This window comes from Ruegeria sp. AL2, assembly GCF_056540845.1.
Genome location: NZ_JBQFXM010000005.1, coordinates 172,301 through 190,968 on the forward strand (window position 1 = coordinate 172,301; position 18,668 = coordinate 190,968).

Genomic DNA, 18,668 nt, shown 5'->3' on the forward strand with positions numbered 1-18,668 from the left:
CTGACCCTGGAAACTATTTCCGGCGAATTCCTATCGGTTGGCCGATCTGCGAAGCCGGTCCCAGAGACTTATGGTCAACCACCATTTGCGCAAGACGCGTCGCTGCCCAATCCGGATAGGGTACGGATCGCCCGGTGCTGTGGCTGACATTCATGAAAAGCGCCTCTTGCGTCGCGCAAATCTCGTCAGTTTCTGCCAAAAGCATCTGCGCGAAATAATGTCCTCTCTTGCTGTCAGCATCCAGCATGCGGAACCTGAAATAAAACGATGAACCGTCTTTGACCTCCTGCACGAAATGCAGATGAGACTGCAGGATGTAAGGCCCCTGCCCCAACGCCTTGACCTGCACCTCGCCCAACCCGAGATGATCAACCATCAGCTTTTCCAACGCCATGTCAAAGGCGACACCGTAAAACCCGACATTCATATGGCCGTTATAGTCGATCCATTCGGGCCGTACTTCAAAGCCGCGAATTTCCACCGGCGCGGCATACGGGCCATCATGCCCGCCAGGAGGTATGGTACTCGGCTGCATTTGACCCCCTTTACTGCGCGTCTTCATCGTCAAGTATTGCCACGGCCCGGACAAATCCGGCAGAGGCCCCTTTTATCTTGAAGGGGAAACAGGAAATCTCGAACCCTGAGGGCGGCAAATCTTCCAGATTGGTCAGCTTTTCCAAGTGGCAATACCCGATGTCCATCGACGCGCGATGGCCTTCCCAGATTATAGATGGATCTCGGGTCTCAGCGTATTCCTGGGCGGTGAGCGGAAACGGGGCATCCCAGCTCCAGGCGTCGGTGCCGGTGACACGCACGCCACGTTCAGTCAGAAAAAGCGTCGCCTCGCGCCCCATTCCACATCCTTTGACCAGATAGTCCGGCGCACCATAACGTGTCCCTGCAGCAGTGTTGACCACGACGATATCCAGCGGGCAAAGTTCGTGGCCGATGCGCTTCAATTCAGCTTCGACATCTGCCGCGGTAACGACATACCCATCCTCGAAGTGTCGAAAGTCCAGCTTGACGCCGGGGTTCATGCACCATTCCAGCGGCACTTCGTCGATAGTTATTGCCCGTTCACCTTTGTTCATCGTGGAATGATGGTGATACGGCGCATCCAGATGCGTGCCGTTGTGGGTCGCGATCTGCAACCGTTCGATTGCCCATCCTTCACCGTTCGGCAGGTCTTGCCGTTCCAGACCCGGAAAGAAAGACATGACCTGTTCTGCCGTCTGATCATGGGTCAGATATTCAATTTGCGGCAACATGATTGGCGGGTCAGACACGATCCCGGTTTCCAACGGAACGGACAGATCGACGAAACGGCGTGCCATAAGAAATTCCTCCACCAACATCTACGACAGGGTTGGTCGAGCGCAAGCGCCTGTCAAGAAAAGAAAAAGGCGACCCATCAGGCCGCCTTCTTTGCTTGATATGTGTTGGTTTTACTCAGCCGCAACTGCGCTTTCGATCTTTTCGACGCGAATGGCCGAGAACTTGAACTCGGGGATCTTGCCATAGGGGTCGATGGCCGAATTGGTCAGGATGTTCGCCGCCGCCTCAACATAGGCAAACGGGATGAACACCATATCCTCGGCAATCGCCCGGTCCGCGCGAACCATGATCTCAATCGAACCACGACGTGTGGTCAGGCGGATTATATCGCCCGGCTCGATTCCCATAAGCTTGAGCGTACGTGGATTCATCGAACAGTTCGCCTCCGGCTCCACCGCGTCCAGAACATTGGACCGGCGGGTCATCGAGCCGGTGTGCCAATGTTCCAGTTGACGGCCAGTGGTGGCGATCATCGGGTATTCCTCGTCCGGGGCCTCATCCGGCGGAATGACGCTGGCGGGAGTGAACTTCGCCTTGCCGCCCGAACGGGGGAAACCATCCCCGAACACGATGGCCTGACCCGGATCGGTTTCGCTGAGCGACGGGTAGGTAATCGTCTCGGTCTCCAGACGCTCCCACGTGATGTTGTCAAGCGACGCCATGGTCAGTTTCATCTCGGCAAAGACCTGCGACACATCGGTGTAGTCCCAATTCAGCCCGATGCGCTGTGCCAGCTCAACCGTGATCTTCCAATCTTCGCGCGCCTCACCCGGAGGGGTAACGGCAGGCCGTACACGCTGTACCTGACGGTTGGTGTTCGACACCGTGCCGTTCTTTTCATAGAGCGCCGAGGCAGGCAGGATGATATCGGCATAGTTCGCCGTCTCGGTCAGGAAGATGTCCTGCACGATCATCAGATCCAGTTTGGCCAGTGCCGCGCGGGCGTGGTTCACATCCGGATCGGACATGGCCGGGTTTTCACCCTGAATATACATGCCCTTGATGTTGCCCGCATATGCCTGATCGATGATCTCGGTCACCGTCAGGCCCTTCTCGTTCGAAAAGTCATCCGAATGCCAGACATCATTGAACTTGGCACGAACACCGTCGTCAGTCACCGACTGATAGTCCGGCAGGAACATCGGGATCAGGCCCGCATCCGATGCGCCCTGCACGTTGTTTTGCCCTCGCAACGGGTGCAGGCCTGCGCCGGGTTTACCGACATTGCCGGTCATCAGAGCCAGCGAAATCAGACAGCGCGAGTTGTCGGTGCCGTGAATATGTTGGCTGACGCCCATGCCCCAGAAGATCAGGCCCGCTTTGGCCTGCGCAAAGGTGCGGGCGACCCGGCGCAGTTGATCCGGTTCAATACCACAGATCGGGGCCATCGCTTCGGGCGTGAAGGCGCGCAGGTGCTCTTTCTCGGCCTCCCAGTTCTCGGTCCAGCGATGGATGTACTGGCTGTCATACAGCTCTTCCTCGACGATCACGTTCATGATCGCGTTCAGCATCGAGACATCCGCGCCGGGGCGGAACTGCAGCATTTCGTCGGCGAACTTGCGCATACCAACGCCGCGGGGGTCCATCACGATCAGCTTGCCGCCACGCTTGGCGAACTGCTTGAAATAGGTCGCCGCGACAGGGTGGTTCTCGATCGGATTTGAACCGATGATGATCGCCACATCGGCGTTCTCGATCTCGTTGAAGGTCGCCGTCACCGCGCCCGAACCCACATTCTCGATAAGCGCCGCAACGGATGAGGCGTGGCACAAACGGGTGCAGTGATCGACATTGTTGTGCTTGAAGCCCTGACGGATGAACTTCTGGAACAGATACGCCTCTTCGTTGGTACACTTGGCCGAACCGAAGCCTGCAACCGAGCGTGGGTCTTTGGCACGCAGGGCCATCAGCTTGGTCGCGGCCAGATCCATCGCCTCTTCCCAGGTCGCTTCACGGAAATGGGTCGACAGATCGCCCGGATCGACGTTCAGCCCCTTGGCGGGCGCATCCTCGCGCCGGATCAGCGGTTTGGTCAAGCGGTGTGGGTGGTGGATGTAGTCAAAGCCAAAGCGACCTTTGACGCACAAACGACCTTCGTTTGCGGGGCCGTTGATGCCCTCGACATACTTCACCTTGCCGTTCTTGACCTTCAGCGACACCTTGCAGCCCACACCGCAGAACGGGCAGACGCTTTCGGTCTCGCTATCGTAATCCTTGCTGTCCCCCTGCTGCTGTTCGTCCAGCACGGTCGCAGGCATCAGCGCACCGGTGGGGCAGGCCTGAACACATTCACCGCAAGCAACACAGGAGGAGGTACCCATCGGGTCATTCTGGTCAAACACCACCTGCGCCGTATGACCACGACCGGCCATGCCAATCACGTCGTTCACCTGCACTTCGCGGCAGGCCCGAACACAAAGATTGCAGTTGATACACGCATCCAGATTGACACGCATCGCCACATGGCTGTCATCCAGCAGCGGGATTTTCTCGGCCTCTTTCGCAGGAAAGCGGCTGTTGCTGACATCGTTCAACTTGGCCATATCCCAGAAATGGCTGGATACGTCATGCGGCTGCTCGGGCTGGTCAGCCACGAGCAATTCCATCACCATGGCGCGCGATTTTTCGGCGCGGTCGGTGTCGGTCTTGACCACCATCCCATCGGCCGCCGGGCGGATGCACGAGGCGACCAAAGTACGCTCGCCCTCCACCTCGACCATGCAGGCGCGGCAGTTGCCATCGGGGCGGTATCCCGGTGCAGGCTTGTGGCACAGATGCGGGATCACCAGGCCCCGGCCATTGGCCGCTTCCCAGATCGTGGTGCCCTCGGGCACGGTGACGTCATCGCCGTTCAGGTTGAAGGTGACGGTCTTGGTTGGGCTTGCGTCAAGCATGGCTCTGTCTCCCTCAGATTTCGTCAGCGAAATGTTTCATGACCAGACGGATGGGGTTCGGGGCCGCCTGCCCCAGACCGCAGATCGAGGCATCGGCCATCACCTGGCACAAATCTTCCAACAGATCGGTATCCCACTTGTCGGCTTGCATCAGCTTGACCGCCTTTTCGCAGCCTGCCCGGCAGGGGGTGCACTGGCCACAGCTTTCATCCTCGAAGAACCGCAGCATGTTCAGCGCAGCATCGCGGGCGGTGTCCTGATCGGACAGAACCACAACGGCGGCAGACCCGATGAAAGTGCCAAGCGGCTGAAGCGTGTCGAAATCGAGCGGGACGTCGTCAATGCCCGAGGGGAGAAGACCTGACGACGGCCCGCCCGGTTGATACGCTTTGAACACATGGCCATCAGCCATGCCGCCGGCGGCATCAATCACATCAAGAATGGTCGAACCTGCGGGCAGTAGGTAAACGCCCGGCTTCGCCACACGCCCCGAGACCGAATAACTGCGCAGGCCCTTGCGGCCGTTCTTTTCAACAGAGTTCAGAATCTGCGGCCCTTCGCGGCAGATTTTTGATACCCAATAAAGCGTCTCGACATTGTGCACCAAGGTCGGACGGTTAAAGACCCCAACCTGCGCGACGAACGGCGGACGATGGCGCGGCAGGCCTTTCTTGCCCTCAATCGATTCGATCATCGCGGATTCTTCGCCGCAGATATAGGCACCGGCACCCCGTCGCAGGTCGATGTAACCCTTTGCGACGATACCGGCATCTTCTAATGCCGCAATCTCACGACGCAGAATTTCCAGTACTGCCGGGTATTCGTCGCGCATGTAGATGAAGCAGGTCTCGGCCTCGATCGCCCATGCCGCGATCAGCACACCTTCCAAGAAGACATGCGGCGTGCGCTCCAGGTAATAGCGGTCTTTGAATGTGCCGGGTTCACCCTCATCGCCGTTCACGGCCAGATAGCGCGGGCCGTCGTTCATGCGAACAAAGCCCCATTTCTTGCCCGACGGGAAGCCAGCACCGCCTAGACCACGCAGGCCCGAGGCCAGAACAGTTTCCTGGACTTCTTCCCAGTTCCCGCCGTCGCGCAGATCTTTCAGCTTGGTGTAGCCGCCGTTGGCCTCATAGGCCTCGAAGGTCTCATAGTTGGGCAGATGCGCATGGGTGTCCCCTGCCGCAATCGCCGACTGTACCTTTTCGGGGGTCGCATGGTCGATGTGGTTGTGGCCAATCTCCAATACCGGAGCGGTATCGCAACGCCCCATGCAAGGCGCGCGAACAACGCGAACTTCGGCAGGGTCCAAACCGTCTTCCAGCGCCTTCTGCAACTGCTGGGCACCGGCCATTTCGCAGGAGAGGGAATCACAAACCCGGATGGTCAATGCCGGAGGAGGCGTCTCACCTTCTTTCACCACATCGAAATGGGCATAGAAAGTCGCGGTCTCATAGACCTCGGCCTGACCGATCCGCATTTCCACGGCAAGCGCTGCAATATGGTCGGCGCTGATATGACCGTGTTCGTCCTGAATCAAATGCAAAAACTCGATAAGCAGGTCGCGGCGACGCGGGCGATCACCCAGCAGGCGTGTGATTTCAGCCTGCGCCTCATCCGTGAACTGACGGCCCTTGGGTGTGTGCCGCCCCTTGCCTTTACCTGACTTCCAGACGCCCTTGGGTGTGCCTGATGGCTTGGTATCTAATGGTGCCATGATGCCCTCCGATTGAGGTTCCGTCTCTCATCAGGCAAACATATCGTCAAATCGCTTTTGGTAATCGCACGATAACGACACCTTATCACCGCAAAGAGGTCACCACATCCCGCAAAGCCTTGACGGTTGGCAGCTCGGGATCCCGGCTGAGGGTTGCCAGACAAATCGGTTTGCTAACAACAGGTTCAATCAGCGGCAACGCTTTCGTTCCCTTCAAATCGCCCAGCGCGCGCACCAAAACCCGAGGGACAACCGTCGCCGCCAGCCCCTCCCGCACCATGACCATCGAAGCCGTGAAACCGCTGGTTTCGGCAACGATATCTGGGTGCAGCCCCTGTTCGGCGAACACCCTGTCCAGAATACGCCGGTTCTGCATCTGCGGCTCCAATAGGCTGAGCGGAAATTCTGCGACCTGCGCCCACGGAATCGGGCCGGTCTGGTCCGTCAAATGCGTGGGCACCAACAATACATAGGTTTCCTCGTAAAGGGGCTGAACCTGCCGGAAATCGGTGCCAATACTGTCACCATAGGTTACCCCAGCATCTAGGCTGCCTTCGTCCAGCCGATGTTGAATTGCGGTGGCGGACATGGTTTCAATGCGTGTGACGATACGAGGATGCGCGTCACGCAGCCTTTTGACCAACCGCCCCGTGAAGGCGATTGCGGTCGGGATCACGCCGAGGATCAGTGTGCCCGTAATCTCGCCCTTGGCAGCAAGAACCTGCTGTTCCAGCGCCTTGGTGTCGTCCAGAATGCGCCGCGCCCGCTGGACGATCATCTCGCCCTCTTCGGTCAGCCCTTGAAAGCGGTTGGCGCGGCGGACGATGGAGACACCCAACCGATCCTCAAGATTGCGGATGCGCATAGAAAACGCAGGCTGTGAAATCCCGCACTCCTCGGCCGCCTTGGCAAAATGCCGATGCCGCGCCAAAGCGCTGAGCAGTTGCAGGTCGCGGATTTCGATCAAGGAAAGCTCCAATGCTGCGGATAAGGCAGGATACCCCGCTCACCCGACAGGAACAGCCCAATTGATCAGGTATTAAACAAAAAGTGCATCACATCGCCGTCCTTGACGATATAGCCTTTACCCTCTGCCCGCATCTTACCCGCCTCTTTCGCGCCCTGTTCGCCATTGGCAGCGACATAGTCGTCATAGGCGATGGTCTCGGCGCGGATGAAGCCCTTTTCGAAATCGCCATGGATCACACCTGCTGCTTGCGGTGCAGCGGTGCCGGTGCGGATGGTCCAGGCGCGGGCCTCTTTCGGGCCGACGGTGAAATAGGTTTCCAGCTTTAGCAGATCGTAACCGGCGCGGATCAGACGGTCGAGGCCGGGCTCTTCCAGTCCCATTTCCTCAAGGAACATCTGGGCTTCGTCCTCATCCAGCAGGCTGATTTCTTCTTCGATCTTGGCGCTGATGATGACATGGGCATTGCCCTGAGCAGCAGCCATATCGGCCACGCGGGCAGAGAATTCGTTGCCTTTTGCGGCGTCTTCCTCGGACACGTTGCAGACGTACAGAACCGGTTTGGTGGTCAGAAGTTGCAACATCGTCCACGCCTTGGCGTCTTCGTCGCTGACTTCGACCAGACGTGCGGGCTTGCCGCTTTCCAGCATGGCCTGCGCCTGGGCCAGCAGGCGATCCTGCTGTTGCGCTTCTTTGTCGTTGCCCTTCAGCTTGCGCACCAGATTGGCCCGACGCTTTTCGATGCTTTCCAAATCGGCCAGCATCAGTTCGGTTTCGATCGTGTCAGCGTCCGCAACCGGATCAACGCGCCCGTCTACATGTGTCACGTCGCCGTCTTCGAAACAGCGCAGCACATGGGCAATCGCATCAGTTTCGCGAATGTTCGCCAGAAACTGGTTGCCCAGCCCTTCGCCCTTTGACGCGCCTTTTACCAGACCCGCGATATCCACAAAAGTCATCCGCGTTGGGATGATCTGTTTTGAGGATGCAATCGCCGCCAGCTTGTCGAGGCGGGCGTCGGGAACCGCAACATCCCCGACATTTGGCTCGATGGTGCAGAACGGGAAGTTCGCGGCCTGCGCAGCTGCGGTTTTGGTCAGCGCATTGAACAGGGTCGACTTGCCGACATTCGGCAGACCCACGATTCCCATTTTAAAGCCCATCACGGCCTCCTGCATAGAATACGATCGCAGCTTCTATGCAGGTCCGCCTGATTGCGCAAGGGATTGCTGGCGGCTCTTTGGCAGAGTCAATTTCGCCACATCACAAAATTGTTTGGAAAACGTGTTCTTGTCTAAATTGAAAAACGACGGCTACGAATACCAGTTATTAGCGCACGATCACTTTTTGTTGGCGGACACAGATGAAGCACTTTTTTCTTGCAACCGTACTGGCGGCAACGGCCTGCGCGTCAGCCCAGGCCCAGACCGTAGTTTTTGGTGCCGGATACGCGGACTATTCTGAAGACACATCTGAAGATCAGGGTCTGATCTCGATCGAATACCACCACACGCCATTTCATCATGCCACGCGGTTTCGCGCCGGTTTGGGCGCGGCCCTAACCGTAGATGAGGATGGGGACACGCATATCGGCGCGGGCCTGATCGGGCAGTATGCGCTAAGCGATCGCTGGTTCGTGGAAGGCAGCGTGATGCCTGGGTATTATAACGCCAGCAACGACCTGAATGATCTGGGGGGCGATTTCCAGATTCGCAGCCTTTTGGGACTTGGCTATAACCTGAACAATGGCAATAGCGTATCTGTCGCACTTACCCATAAATCCAACGCCAGCACAAATGACGAGAACCCGGGCGTGAATGCCCTGCTGGTACGCTATCATCTGGGCTTCTGATCCATTCCTGTCTGGGCGGGATTGATTTTCGGTCAAAGTTTCTGCACATCAGGTCGAAACCCGAGTGCAAGGACATCCGATGACCCGTATCGACGCCAAGTTCGCCGCCCTGAAAACCGAAGGCAAAAAAGCCTTTGTCGCCTATGTCATGGCCGGAGATCCCGACTATGACACTTCGCTTGAAGTGGTCAAAGGCCTGCCTGGTGCTGGCGTGGATGTTATCGAGCTGGGCCTGCCCTTTACCGACCCGATGGCCGACGGCCCTACTATTCAGGCCGCAGGCCAACGTGCGCTTGAGCGGGGCATGACCTTGCAACGCACATTGGATCTGGCACGAACGTTTCGGGAAACGGACGATACAACCCCCATTGTCCTGATGGGGTATTACAACCCGATCTACAGCCGGGGTGTCGACGCGTTTCTGGCCGATGCAAAAGCGGCAGGGATTGACGGTTTGATCGTGGTGGACCTCCCCCCCGAAGAGGACGCAGAACTCTGCCTGCCCGCGCAAGCGGCAGGTCTGAATTTTATTCGCCTTGCGACCCCCACTACGGATGACAAACGCCTGCCACGCGTTCTGCAAAACACTTCGGGCTTTGTTTATTATGTCTCGATCACCGGGATCACTGGCGCAGCCGAGGCAGAAGCAACCGATGTTGGCCCCGAGGTTGCCCGCATCAAGGCCGCGACCGATCTGCCGGTGATCGTGGGGTTCGGGATCAACACGCCTGAGAAATCGCGCAATATTGCCTCTGTGTCGGACGGCGCGGTGGTCGGGTCAGCGATCGTCAGCCAGATCGGCGCAGGTAAACCTGTGGCCGAAGTGCTGACCTTTGTGAAATCTCTTTCGGATGGCGCGCACAGCGCCTGATTTCGCAGCCAACATGCCAGAATGATGACCCGTCGCGGATACCGCGGCGGGTTTTTTGTTCCTTCACTGTGACGTCAAGACATTGCAGCCTTGGGAATGAATTGGTAAGAAAAACTAACCAAAGTGAGCGGAGCCCTGTTTTCATGCCTGTGATCACCAATATCGAAGACCTCAAACGCATATATGAACGCCGCGTGCCTCGTATGTTCTATGACTACGCCGAAAGCGGCAGCTGGACAGAACAGACCTTTCGCGACAACAGCACTGACTTCGAAAAAATTCGCCTGCGCCAAAGGGTTGCGGTCGACATGTCCGGTCGGTCCACAACTTCGCAAATGATTGGCGAAGACGTTTCAATGCCTGTTGCGCTGGCGCCGGTCGGGTTGACGGGGATGCAACATGCAGACGGAGAGATGAAGGCCGCCAAAGCCGCCGAAGAATTTGGTGTACCCTTTACGCTGTCCACCATGTCCATCAACTCGATCGAAGATGTGGCCGGGTATACCGACAAGCCATTCTGGTTCCAGCTTTATACAATGAAAGACACGGACTACATCAACCGCCTGATCCAGCGGGCAAAAGATGCCAGATGTTCCGCACTGGTGATCACGCTCGACCTGCAAATTCTGGGCCAACGGCACAAGGACCTGAAAAACGGTCTGTCGGCCCCGCCCAAACTGACGGCAAAAACCATCGCCAACCTGATGACCAAATGGGCCTGGGGCATTGAAATGCTGCGGGCCCAGCGTCGCGAGTTCGGCAACATCGTGGGGCATGTGCATGGTATTTCGGACGCATCGTCATTGGGGGCCTGGACCGCAGAACAGTTCGACCCCAGCCTGGACTGGTCCAAGGTTGAAAAACTGATGGAGCAATGGGGCGGGAAAGTGATCCTCAAGGGCATCCTTGATGCGGAGGACGCAAGGATGGCCGCCAAGCTGGGTGCCGATGCGATTGTCGTGTCAAACCATGGTGGGCGTCAACTTGACGGCGCGCTAAGCTCAATTCGTGTCCTGCCCGAGATCATGGATGCGGTCGGTGGCGATATCGAGGTGCATCTGGACAGCGGCATCCGGTCCGGGCAAGACGTGCTCAAAGCCTTGGCGCTTGGGGCAAAAGGGACCTATGTTGGCCGCGCGTTTGTGTATGGTCTGGGTGCCATGGGTCAGAAAGGTGTCACCACGGCGCTTGAGCTGATCCAGAGGGAGCTTGACACTACAATGGCGCTTTGTGGTGAGAAAAACGTGGCCGCGTTGGGGCGTCACAATCTGCTGATACCTGAAAACTTCGGGGGCCGCTGGCAAGCGTAACCGGTCAAACAGGGGGGCTCTGCCCCCGACGCCCGTTCCGGGCGCCTCCCCCGGGATATTTTTGGCCAGATGAAGCTGGGGATCCTTCATCCGTCCGCCAGATCGACACTCCGGGATAGGCGGTGGAACCCAGCTGAACGCATGGCAAGATTACCTCTTTCCAAATCGGGTGAATCAAGCTAAGGACGCGGCTTCACGCGGGTATACAGCCTTGGAGGATGCCCGCCCTAACATTGGAGAATATATCATGGCTGGTGAGATTCCTGATCTCGTAGCTCTGGAACGGACGGGGACAGGCAAGGGCGCCGCTCGTCAGGCACGCCGCGACGGCATGGTTCCGGGCATCGTATTTGGTGGTGACAAAGATCCGTTGCCAATCCAGATCCCGTTCAACGTCCTGTTCAAGCGCCTGAAAGCGGGCCGGTTCAAGTCGACCTTGTGGAACCTGAAAGTTGAAGGCCACGATGACGTGCGCGTCATCTGCCGCGACGTTCAGCGTGATGTCGTCAAAGACCTGCCGACCCATCTGGACCTGATGCGCCTGCGCCGGACCACCAAGATCGCGTTGTTCATCCCCGTTGAGTTCATCAATGAAGGGGTGGCCCCTGGCATCAAAAAGGGTGGCGTTCTGACCGTTGTCCGCCCGGAAGTCGAACTGATCTGCACCGCCGGTGACATTCCTGAAAAGATCACTGTTGATCTGACCGGTCTGAACATCAATGACGTCGTGACCATTTCGTCGGTTGAACTGCCTGAGGGCACCAAACCGACCATCGATCGTGACTTTGTGGTTGCCAACATCTCGGCGCCGACTGGTCTGTCCACCAGCGACGACGATGAAGATGGTGAAGTTGCAGCCGATGAAGTCGAAGTTGTCAGAAAAGAAGAAGAATAAGTCTGGAACAATGTTTCCGACTTTGAAGCGGGGCTCGGGTGAGCCCCGTTTTTTTTACGGGTTCAGTCATCAGGCCTGACTGGATTTCCTGACGATTTCCGGGCATGAAATGGCTTTGGAGCTACAGAGGCAAAACGGAAACATGAAGCTGTTTGTTGGATTGGGAAACCCGGGCCAGAAATATGCCCGGAACCGGCACAATATCGGGTTCATGGCCCTGGACCGGATCGCAGAGGATCACGGGTTTGGCCCCTGGAAATCGAAGTTTCAGGGCGAGATTTCGGAAGGTCGACTTGGCACCGAGAAAGTCCTGCTGTTGAAACCGCAAACCTACATGAACCGTTCGGGTCAATCCGTCGGCGAGGCGATGCGGTTTTACAAGCTCGACTCCACCGACGTTGTTGTGTTCCATGACGAGCTGGACCTTGCTCCGGGCAAGCTGCGTGTCAAGGCAGGGGGCGGGCACGCCGGGCACAACGGTCTGCGCTCGATCCATGAGCATATCGGGGCGGCTTATGATCGCGTGCGCCTTGGGATCGGGCATCCGGGCCGCAAGGAAATGGTGTCGGGATATGTCCTGAACGACTTTGCAAAATCCGAAGCCGAATGGCTGGACGACGTTCTTTGGGGTGTTTCGGACGGAGCACCCTACCTGGCACAGGACGAGGGCGGCAAGTTCATGAATGCGGTTGCATTGCGCACTGCCCCGCCGCGATCATCAAAGAACGCTGCCCCAAAAACCGACACACCTTCAACAGGCGCACCCGACGCCGCGGACGATGACCGGTCGGCGATGCAGAAGCTTTTGGACAAATTCAGGTAGCACGTCGGCCTCTTTCCGTTACGTAGAGGTTGCGGAATGTGATCTCCCGCGTTCCAATACCGCTCAACTAGGGAGGCAATGCGATGAAATCCATCTTGAAGTGGGTGCTGCGCATCGTGCTGGCGCTGGTTCTGGCCGCCACTGCCGTCGGGCTGTGGAAACGCGAAGAGTTGCAGCGCCTTTTAGCCGTAAACTCTTTATTTTCTGAAGAGAAGATCGTTCACAATTTCTCGCACATGGACGAAGCTTTTCTAACCGTGAACCTGCCGCGTGGCGACGCACCTACCTGGGACCTGCCTTATGGCGAAGGGTTCGAGCTGCCGGAGGGAACCGACAGCTGGATCGATGAACGCGCGGTCACGTCGTTGCTGGTTATGCAGGACGGCAAAATCAGGTTCGAGGAATATTATCTTGGAACCGGGTCTGATGACCGGAGGATTTCCTGGTCGGTCGCCAAAAGCTATCTTTCGGCGCTTTTCGGTATCCTGCTGCAAGAGGGTGCAATCGGGTCGTTGGATGACCCGGTTGTCAAATATGCGCCCAAACTGAAGGGCAGCGCGTATGAGGCTGCATCGATCCGCAACGTGCTGAACATGGCAAGCGGCGTGACGTTTGATGAAGATTATCTCGACCCAAATTCCGACATCAATCGGATGGGGCGTGTGGTTGCGCTGGGTGGTGAGTTGGACGATTTCGCAGCCTCGCTGCGGGACAGCTTTGCGACGCCGGGTGAAACCTGGCAATACGTGTCGATCGACACCCATGTTCTGGGCATGGTGATACGCGGTGCGACCGGGCGGAACGTGGCAGACCTTCTGACGGAAAAGATACTTCAACCGTTGGGGCTGGAGCGGGACGGATACTACATCACTGATGGTGCAGGGGTCGCTTTTGTTTTGGGTGGCCTCAACTTCACCACGCGTGATTTCGCCCGGTTCGGACAAATGATCCTTCAGGACGGCATCGCGAACGGAAAGCAACTGGTTCCTGCCGAATGGATTTTCGAAGCCACCCAACCCAGCGCACCGACCGCACAAGGAGAGATCGGGTACGGGTATCAATGGTGGATTCCCCGCGGCGCACATGAAGGAGAGTTTCTGGCCCGCGGTGTCTATGGTCAGTACATCTATTTCAACCAGCCCAGGGGCGTTCTAATTGTGACAACTGGTGCAGACAGGCTGTTCCGTGAACCCGGCGTAAATGATCTTAACATCGAAATGTTCCGCAAGATTGCGGAAAGTCTGTAAGATGCCATTATGCAGAAACAAGACAGTGTAAATGTACTGGGTGGCTTTTTGGCCCCTTGCTCACGCGACCCTTTGACAGGGTTTTTCCGGGATGGCGCGTGCAATACCTGCCCCGAGGATCAGGGTAGTCACACAGTCTGCGCCGTGATGACAGCCGAATTTCTGGCGTTCTCAAAATATGTGGGTAATGATCTGAGCACGGCACGGCCCGAATTCGGCTTTCCCGGCCTTCGCCCAGGTGACAGCTGGTGTTTATGTGCAAGCCGGTTTTTGCAAGCTCATGACGAAGGATGTGCGCCACAGGTTCATCTGGAGGCGACACATCAACGCGCGCTTGAAATCGTACCGCTCGACATTCTGCTCCAAAACAAGGCGAAGACCTGACGGACTCCCAAAATAGCACACGGCGGATTCAGAATGCCATTTGCCAGATCAGGCTGACACTGTAGTTTTCAAATCCGCTTTCACCGATACCATCATAGAACAGATTTGCGGCCAGAAGGCTGTCGTTTTCCAGTCGGTAGTCAAAACCCAGATCAGCGCGTGCACGGGCCGTATCCCCTATCGGTGTCACGCCAGGAACAGTGCCTGTGCCGGATGTTGTGCTCCAAATACCAGATAGACCACCGGTCAGCATCATCTGACCGCGCGACACTTGGATTGGATGGCTGAAATCCATGCCCAACCGTGCGGTGGTCAGGCTGAAATCCTGCTGCGGAATCAGGTTGCCCAGACTATCAGTATAAGTCTCCTGATTGTCGCTGGCATAGCTGATGTCCAGCAACGGCATAAGCGTCAGGTTCCCGCGCTTCATCTCTCCGGTTACGCGCGACTGGATCAGCCAGCGCTCGCTATCGAAACTGTCGGTATAGGTGCCCAGCGGGGAAATATCGTTATCGGCCTGACCGTACAGAACGCGCCCCTCGAAAAACACCGGCTGGCTAGGTAGTTTTGCGACGACATAAGGCCCGACCAGCCACCCTGTGCCATCCACGCTGGCCGGGCCGTTTTCGGTTTCGGCATAGTCGATCTGCAACATGGCGCCGATCAGAAGGTTCGAGTTCACCCAGCCATGCGCCCCCACCACGGCCAAGGCATAAGAACTGTCGTAATCGTTTTGCGAGCTCCAGTTACCGGACAGATTGAACCAGACCGGTTGAGTTGGATCACTTGCAAATTTCAGATACCCCGATCCCTGCGTCACTGATGAGTCCAACACACCTGATCCCGATTGCTGAAGAAACTGCGTCAGCTCTGGCTGATTGGTCACAAGGCTGTTGGCCCGGGCGTTCTGAAAGGCCTGCACCAGTCGCTGTGTATCCGTTACGCCCTGTTGTGTGCTGACCCTGTTGGATGCAAGATTCAGGTTCCCGGCGGCATCAGAAAAAACGCCAGCGGGAATAAACAGCTCAATTGTACCGTTATTTTGCGCAGTCAACGTTGCGACATAATTGGTTCCGGACCCTGTCAGGGTGGCTGAAGCATTGGTAACCGACAAGTCGCCCACTGTGAAATCTGTGCTGGGTTCACTAAGTGTGATCACCGCTTGGAACGTACCGTTGCCGATTGTTGTCAGTGCACCGATTGAGGCCGTCGGCTGCGTCGTGTCGGCCAAAGTCCGCGTGTTGATAATCTGGGTATTCGTGACGCCGGACAGCGCGATTTCATAAAGGTAAAGCGGCCCTCCGACGGTTTCGCGCGCGGTGAACATGACTCCAAGATAGCCATCAGTGGCGTAAGTGGAGTCCGCTCCGTTCTGGCTGAGTATCGTCGCGCCAATATACCCCAGATTGGCCAATCCTGCCGGCGTTATCGAAGGTTGAGTCAAAACACCATTGTTGAAATAGAACGATCCTCCGGGGCCTTCTCCCGAAACGCCCAAAGACATAAACGCTGTCGCAGTGCCTTGGAGATTGGAAAAGAAAATCTGCCCGCCGTTAGGTGTTGCGACTGTCTGGGACGGAAAGGACGGGTTGCCAAATGCCAGACCCTCTTTGACGCTTCCCATCAAAAGCGCGGAAACCAGAAGACAGAGACATGACAGCCTCGTGATTGCGGACCAAACCATATTACCTCCTACAGCACCGCGTGGGTGCCAAACACCAGAGTGCCCGGGGTCAAAATCACATCCCAAGCAGCGTCATCCTTGCCCCGTCTTCGCAGAGACATCCCCAGAACCGGCGGCAAATCGCCGGTTAATGAGAAGTTAATTCAATTGGAAGACGCTGTATAGAACGCTGCGAGATTCAACTGGGGCGTGCGGACCACACAGTGTTGCTGGAACAACCGGGTTTTGACCTGAACCAACTCGCAGACAGCTTGAAACATCCAATTTTTACTGTGTCGTCGCGTGGAGAAAGAACCGTGAGACAGGCCGCGCTGGAAATTCGCCTGCAAAAACAGAAGGGACATAATCGCTGACAGTTCAGCAGTTTTACAACAGTATGGCTCCAGTTGCCACACTGACCACCATTTGGAAACCTTCAGGCACAAGTTGAACAGGGCGATATCGCTTGTGGACGATTCTTTGCACGGGCTCCATCGGGTCCAAAAGGATCGCTTGCGAGGGCGAGCACGCGTGACAAAACCGGATGCCGCGCCAGGGCAGGAACAACATCCGGCTGCGCCCGGCAATACAGCAATCAGATTCGAAAGCCATTTCAAAGGGGCATTACAATCACGGGTGGACCGAAGGGTTTTCCCCGCTGCTTGTTCGATCAAGATTGTCAACCGGGGCATATAGCCCCGGTGCGGTCCTGGTTGAAATCACCCTGCAGTGCGGCCTTCGGTGTCGGACATGTCGAAGTTCAGGTATTTTGCGACGGTCTGAACATCCTTGTCACCGCGTCCGCACATATTCATGCAGATCAGGTGGTCCTTGGGCAACTCGGGCGCGATCTTCATGACATGCGCCAGGGCGTGACTGGGTTCCAGCGCCGGAATGATACCCTCGGTGGCACAGCACAGCTGGAATGCCTCAAGCGCTTCCTTGTCGGTAATCGAGACGTAAGTCGCGCGACCGACCTCATGCAACCAGGAATGCTCGGGGCCGATACCCGGATAGTCCAGACCGGCCGAGATCGAATAGCCTTCCAGAATCTGCCCGTCATCATCCTGCAACAGATAGGTCCGGTTGCCATGCAGCACGCCCGGGCGACCGCCTGTCAGCGAGGCACAATGCTCCATCTTTTCGTTTACACCTTTACCGCCAGCCTCAACACCGATGATGTTGACGGCCTTGTCATCAAGGAAAGGATAGAACAGGCCCATCGCATTCGAGCCGCCACCGATAGCCGCAATGATCGTATCGGGAAGACGGCCTTCGGCCTTCATCATCTGCTCTTTGGCTTCCTTGCCAATGATCGACTGGAAATCACGCACCATCGCCGGGTATGGGTGCGGACCGGCCACTGTTCCGATGCAGTAGAACGTATCGCGCACATTGGTCACCCAGTCGCGCAGCGCGTCATTCATCGCGTCCTTCAGCGTACCACGACCCGAAGTGACCGGGATCACCTCGGCCCCCAGCAAGCGCATACGAAACACGTTCGGGGCCTGACGTTGCACGTCATGGGCACCCATATAAACGATGCATTTCAGACCAAATTTCGCACAGACCGTGGCTGTCGCGACACCGTGCTGCCCTGCCCCGGTCTCGGCAATGATCCGGGTCTTGCCCATGCGTCGCGCCAGAATGATCTGGCCCAGCACGTTGTTGATCTTGTGTGCGCCGGTGTGGTTCAGCTCATCGCGTTTCAGATAGATCTTCGCCCCGCCCAGATGCTCGGTCAGGCGTTCCGCAAAATACAGAGGCGAGGGGCGGCCCACATAGTTGGCCCACAGATCATCCATCTCGGCCCAGAAGGTCGGATCATCCTTGGCTTTGTTGTATTCCTCTTCCAGTGACAGGATCAGCGGCATCAGCGTTTCGCTGACAAAACGCCCGCCGAATATGCCAAAGCGCCCTTGCTCGTCAGGGCCGGACATGAAGGAATTGAAAAGATCGTTGGCCATGGGTGTCTCCCTCGTCGTACCTGACTGTCATAGGTGGTCGTCGCGGGATTTGCCATGGCAAAACGCACCATATTGCCCCCTTGCAGAGGCAAACAAAATCAGCGCGTCGCGTCGATAAATGCCTGTATCAGTCCAGCGTCCTTTACGCCCGGCGCGCTTTCAACACCTGACGCCACATCGACTTGCCGCGCACCCGTCATGCGGATCGCCTCAGCGACATTGTCCGGGTTGAGACCACCGGACAACATCCACGGCCTGCGCCAGTATTTGCGACCTGCCAGCAGCCGCCAGTCAAAAGGAAGACCGTTGCCGCCGGGAAGTTCCGAATTCTTCGGCGGCTTTGCATCGATCAGAAGCTGGTCTGCAACTTCGAAATACAGATCAATCGCAGCCAAGTCCTCGGCCTCGGCCACACCGATCGCCTTGATGACGGGCAGGCCATAGCGCTGCTTGACCTCTGCCACACGCTCGGGGCACTCTCCGCCGTGAAGCTGCAACATATCCAGCGGAACCCCCGCAACAATCTCATCAAGCTGCGCGTCCGAGAAATTCACGGCCAGAGCGACCTTGGCAACGCCGACTGGTACTTCGGCGGCCAAGGCCGCGGCTTGCGGTATTGGTGCGTAACGGGGCGATTTGGGAAAAAAGTTGAACCCGACATAGCGTGCGCCGGCTTCAACCGCAGCACGCACATGTTCTGATGCGGTCAAACCGCAGATTTTAACGGATACATCGGTAGACAT

At 57.2% G+C, this 18,668-nt stretch carries 16 protein-coding genes; 7 read left to right on the plus strand and 9 right to left on the minus strand.

Annotated elements, in window-relative coordinates:
- Nucleotides 1–13: 13 nt before the first annotated feature.
- The 6 genes from ACR0ID_RS09575 to ychF form a co-directional block, all read right to left on the minus strand.
- Nucleotides 14–535, minus strand: coding sequence for a thioesterase family protein (locus ACR0ID_RS09575; protein WP_480554522.1), 522 nt, complete (start codon nucleotides 533–535; stop codon nucleotides 14–16).
- 10 nt (nucleotides 536–545) lie between these two features.
- Nucleotides 546–1,334 (minus strand): cyclase family protein, encoded by a 789-nt coding sequence (locus ACR0ID_RS09580; RefSeq protein WP_480518762.1) that lies wholly within the window; start codon nucleotides 1,332–1,334, stop codon nucleotides 546–548.
- A 111-nt stretch (nucleotides 1,335–1,445) separates the two neighbouring features.
- Nucleotides 1,446–4,229, minus strand: a complete 2,784-nt coding sequence (gene fdhF / locus ACR0ID_RS09585; protein ID WP_480605057.1) for a formate dehydrogenase subunit alpha — start codon at nucleotides 4,227–4,229, stop codon at nucleotides 1,446–1,448.
- Between the two features lie 13 nt (nucleotides 4,230–4,242).
- Complete coding sequence (locus ACR0ID_RS09590; protein ID WP_480605059.1) at nucleotides 4,243–5,946, minus strand: NAD(P)H-dependent oxidoreductase subunit E; 1,704 nt, start codon at nucleotides 5,944–5,946, stop codon at nucleotides 4,243–4,245.
- Nucleotides 5,947–6,031: 85 nt separating this feature from the next.
- Nucleotides 6,032–6,913 carry a LysR family transcriptional regulator gene (locus ACR0ID_RS09595; protein WP_480605061.1) on the minus strand — a complete coding sequence of 294 codons (882 nt, stop codon included), beginning with the start codon at nucleotides 6,911–6,913 and terminating at the stop codon, nucleotides 6,032–6,034.
- 65 nt (nucleotides 6,914–6,978) lie between these two features.
- On the minus strand, nucleotides 6,979–8,076 hold the full coding sequence (gene ychF / locus ACR0ID_RS09600) for a redox-regulated ATPase YchF (protein ID WP_480605063.1): 1,098 nt from the start codon (nucleotides 8,074–8,076) through the stop codon (nucleotides 6,979–6,981).
- Nucleotides 8,077–8,276: 200 nt separating this feature from the next.
- Here ychF and ACR0ID_RS09605 point away from each other — a divergent pair, with 200 nt between their 5' ends.
- The 7 genes from ACR0ID_RS09605 to ACR0ID_RS09635 all read left to right on the plus strand — a co-directional run bounded on the left by ACR0ID_RS09605 (nucleotide 8,277) and on the right by ACR0ID_RS09635 (nucleotide 14,295).
- Entirely contained in the window at nucleotides 8,277–8,765 is a 489-nt protein-coding gene (locus ACR0ID_RS09605) for an acyloxyacyl hydrolase (protein WP_480605064.1), read from the plus strand.
- Nucleotides 8,766–8,844: 79 nt separating this feature from the next.
- Complete coding sequence (gene trpA, locus ACR0ID_RS09610; protein ID WP_480605066.1) at nucleotides 8,845–9,636, plus strand: tryptophan synthase subunit alpha; 792 nt, start codon at nucleotides 8,845–8,847, stop codon at nucleotides 9,634–9,636.
- A 143-nt stretch (nucleotides 9,637–9,779) separates the two neighbouring features.
- Nucleotides 9,780–10,946 carry an alpha-hydroxy acid oxidase gene (locus ACR0ID_RS09615; RefSeq protein ID WP_480518750.1) on the plus strand — a complete coding sequence of 389 codons (1,167 nt, stop codon included), beginning with the start codon at nucleotides 9,780–9,782 and terminating at the stop codon, nucleotides 10,944–10,946.
- Nucleotides 10,947–11,193: 247 nt separating this feature from the next.
- Entirely contained in the window at nucleotides 11,194–11,841 is a 648-nt protein-coding gene (locus ACR0ID_RS09620) for a 50S ribosomal protein L25/general stress protein Ctc (protein ID WP_480605067.1), read from the plus strand.
- A gap of 142 nt (nucleotides 11,842–11,983) precedes the next feature.
- Nucleotides 11,984–12,664 (plus strand): aminoacyl-tRNA hydrolase, encoded by a 681-nt coding sequence (pth, locus tag ACR0ID_RS09625; RefSeq protein ID WP_480518747.1) that lies wholly within the window; start codon nucleotides 11,984–11,986, stop codon nucleotides 12,662–12,664.
- A gap of 83 nt (nucleotides 12,665–12,747) precedes the next feature.
- The gene (locus ACR0ID_RS09630) at nucleotides 12,748–13,911 is read left to right on the plus strand and encodes a serine hydrolase domain-containing protein (RefSeq protein ID WP_480605069.1); all 1,164 of its coding nucleotides are present in this window, start codon (nucleotides 12,748–12,750) and stop codon (nucleotides 13,909–13,911) included.
- A 9-nt stretch (nucleotides 13,912–13,920) separates the two neighbouring features.
- Nucleotides 13,921–14,295, plus strand: coding sequence for a DUF2237 family protein (locus tag ACR0ID_RS09635; protein WP_480494843.1), 375 nt, complete (start codon nucleotides 13,921–13,923; stop codon nucleotides 14,293–14,295).
- Nucleotides 14,296–14,323: 28 nt separating this feature from the next.
- Here the strand turns inward: ACR0ID_RS09635 and ACR0ID_RS09640 are convergent, their stop codons facing one another.
- The 3 genes from ACR0ID_RS09640 to ACR0ID_RS09650 all read right to left on the minus strand — a co-directional run bounded on the left by ACR0ID_RS09640 (nucleotide 14,324) and on the right by ACR0ID_RS09650 (nucleotide 18,668).
- Nucleotides 14,324–15,979 carry an Ig-like domain-containing protein gene (locus ACR0ID_RS09640; RefSeq protein WP_480605071.1) on the minus strand — a complete coding sequence of 552 codons (1,656 nt, stop codon included), beginning with the start codon at nucleotides 15,977–15,979 and terminating at the stop codon, nucleotides 14,324–14,326.
- A 698-nt stretch (nucleotides 15,980–16,677) separates the two neighbouring features.
- Entirely contained in the window at nucleotides 16,678–17,925 is a 1,248-nt protein-coding gene (gene trpB / locus ACR0ID_RS09645) for a tryptophan synthase subunit beta (protein WP_480473782.1), read from the minus strand.
- Between the two features lie 98 nt (nucleotides 17,926–18,023).
- The gene (locus tag ACR0ID_RS09650) at nucleotides 18,024–18,668 is read right to left on the minus strand and encodes a phosphoribosylanthranilate isomerase (RefSeq protein WP_480605073.1); all 645 of its coding nucleotides are present in this window, start codon (nucleotides 18,666–18,668) and stop codon (nucleotides 18,024–18,026) included.

Bases quoted from the DNA above. Each gene is read 5' to 3' on its own strand.
- ACR0ID_RS09575 (WP_480554522.1), bottom strand. From the start codon at position 535: ATGCAGCCGAGTACCATACCTCCTGGCGGGCATGATGGCCCGTATGCC.
- ACR0ID_RS09580 (WP_480518762.1), bottom strand. From the start codon at position 1,334: ATGGCACGCCGTTTCGTCGATCTGTCCGTTCCGTTGGAAACCGGGATC.
- fdhF (WP_480605057.1), bottom strand. From the start codon at position 4,229: ATGCTTGACGCAAGCCCAACCAAGACCGTCACCTTCAACCTGAACGGC.
- ACR0ID_RS09590 (WP_480605059.1), bottom strand. From the start codon at position 5,946: ATGGCACCATTAGATACCAAGCCATCAGGCACACCCAAGGGCGTCTGG.
- ychF (WP_480605063.1), bottom strand. From the start codon at position 8,076: ATGGGCTTTAAAATGGGAATCGTGGGTCTGCCGAATGTCGGCAAGTCG.
- ACR0ID_RS09605 (WP_480605064.1), top strand. From the start codon at position 8,277: ATGAAGCACTTTTTTCTTGCAACCGTACTGGCGGCAACGGCCTGCGCG.
- trpA (WP_480605066.1), top strand. From the start codon at position 8,845: ATGACCCGTATCGACGCCAAGTTCGCCGCCCTGAAAACCGAAGGCAAA.
- ACR0ID_RS09615 (WP_480518750.1), top strand. From the start codon at position 9,780: ATGCCTGTGATCACCAATATCGAAGACCTCAAACGCATATATGAACGC.
- ACR0ID_RS09620 (WP_480605067.1), top strand. From the start codon at position 11,194: ATGGCTGGTGAGATTCCTGATCTCGTAGCTCTGGAACGGACGGGGACA.
- pth (WP_480518747.1), top strand. From the start codon at position 11,984: ATGAAGCTGTTTGTTGGATTGGGAAACCCGGGCCAGAAATATGCCCGG.
- ACR0ID_RS09630 (WP_480605069.1), top strand. From the start codon at position 12,748: ATGAAATCCATCTTGAAGTGGGTGCTGCGCATCGTGCTGGCGCTGGTT.
- ACR0ID_RS09635 (WP_480494843.1), top strand. From the start codon at position 13,921: ATGCAGAAACAAGACAGTGTAAATGTACTGGGTGGCTTTTTGGCCCCT.
- ACR0ID_RS09640 (WP_480605071.1), bottom strand. From the start codon at position 15,979: ATGGTTTGGTCCGCAATCACGAGGCTGTCATGTCTCTGTCTTCTGGTT.
- trpB (WP_480473782.1), bottom strand. From the start codon at position 17,925: ATGGCCAACGATCTTTTCAATTCCTTCATGTCCGGCCCTGACGAGCAA.
- ACR0ID_RS09650 (WP_480605073.1), bottom strand. From the start codon at position 18,668: ATGTCTACCGATGTATCCGTTAAAATCTGCGGTTTGACCGCATCAGAA.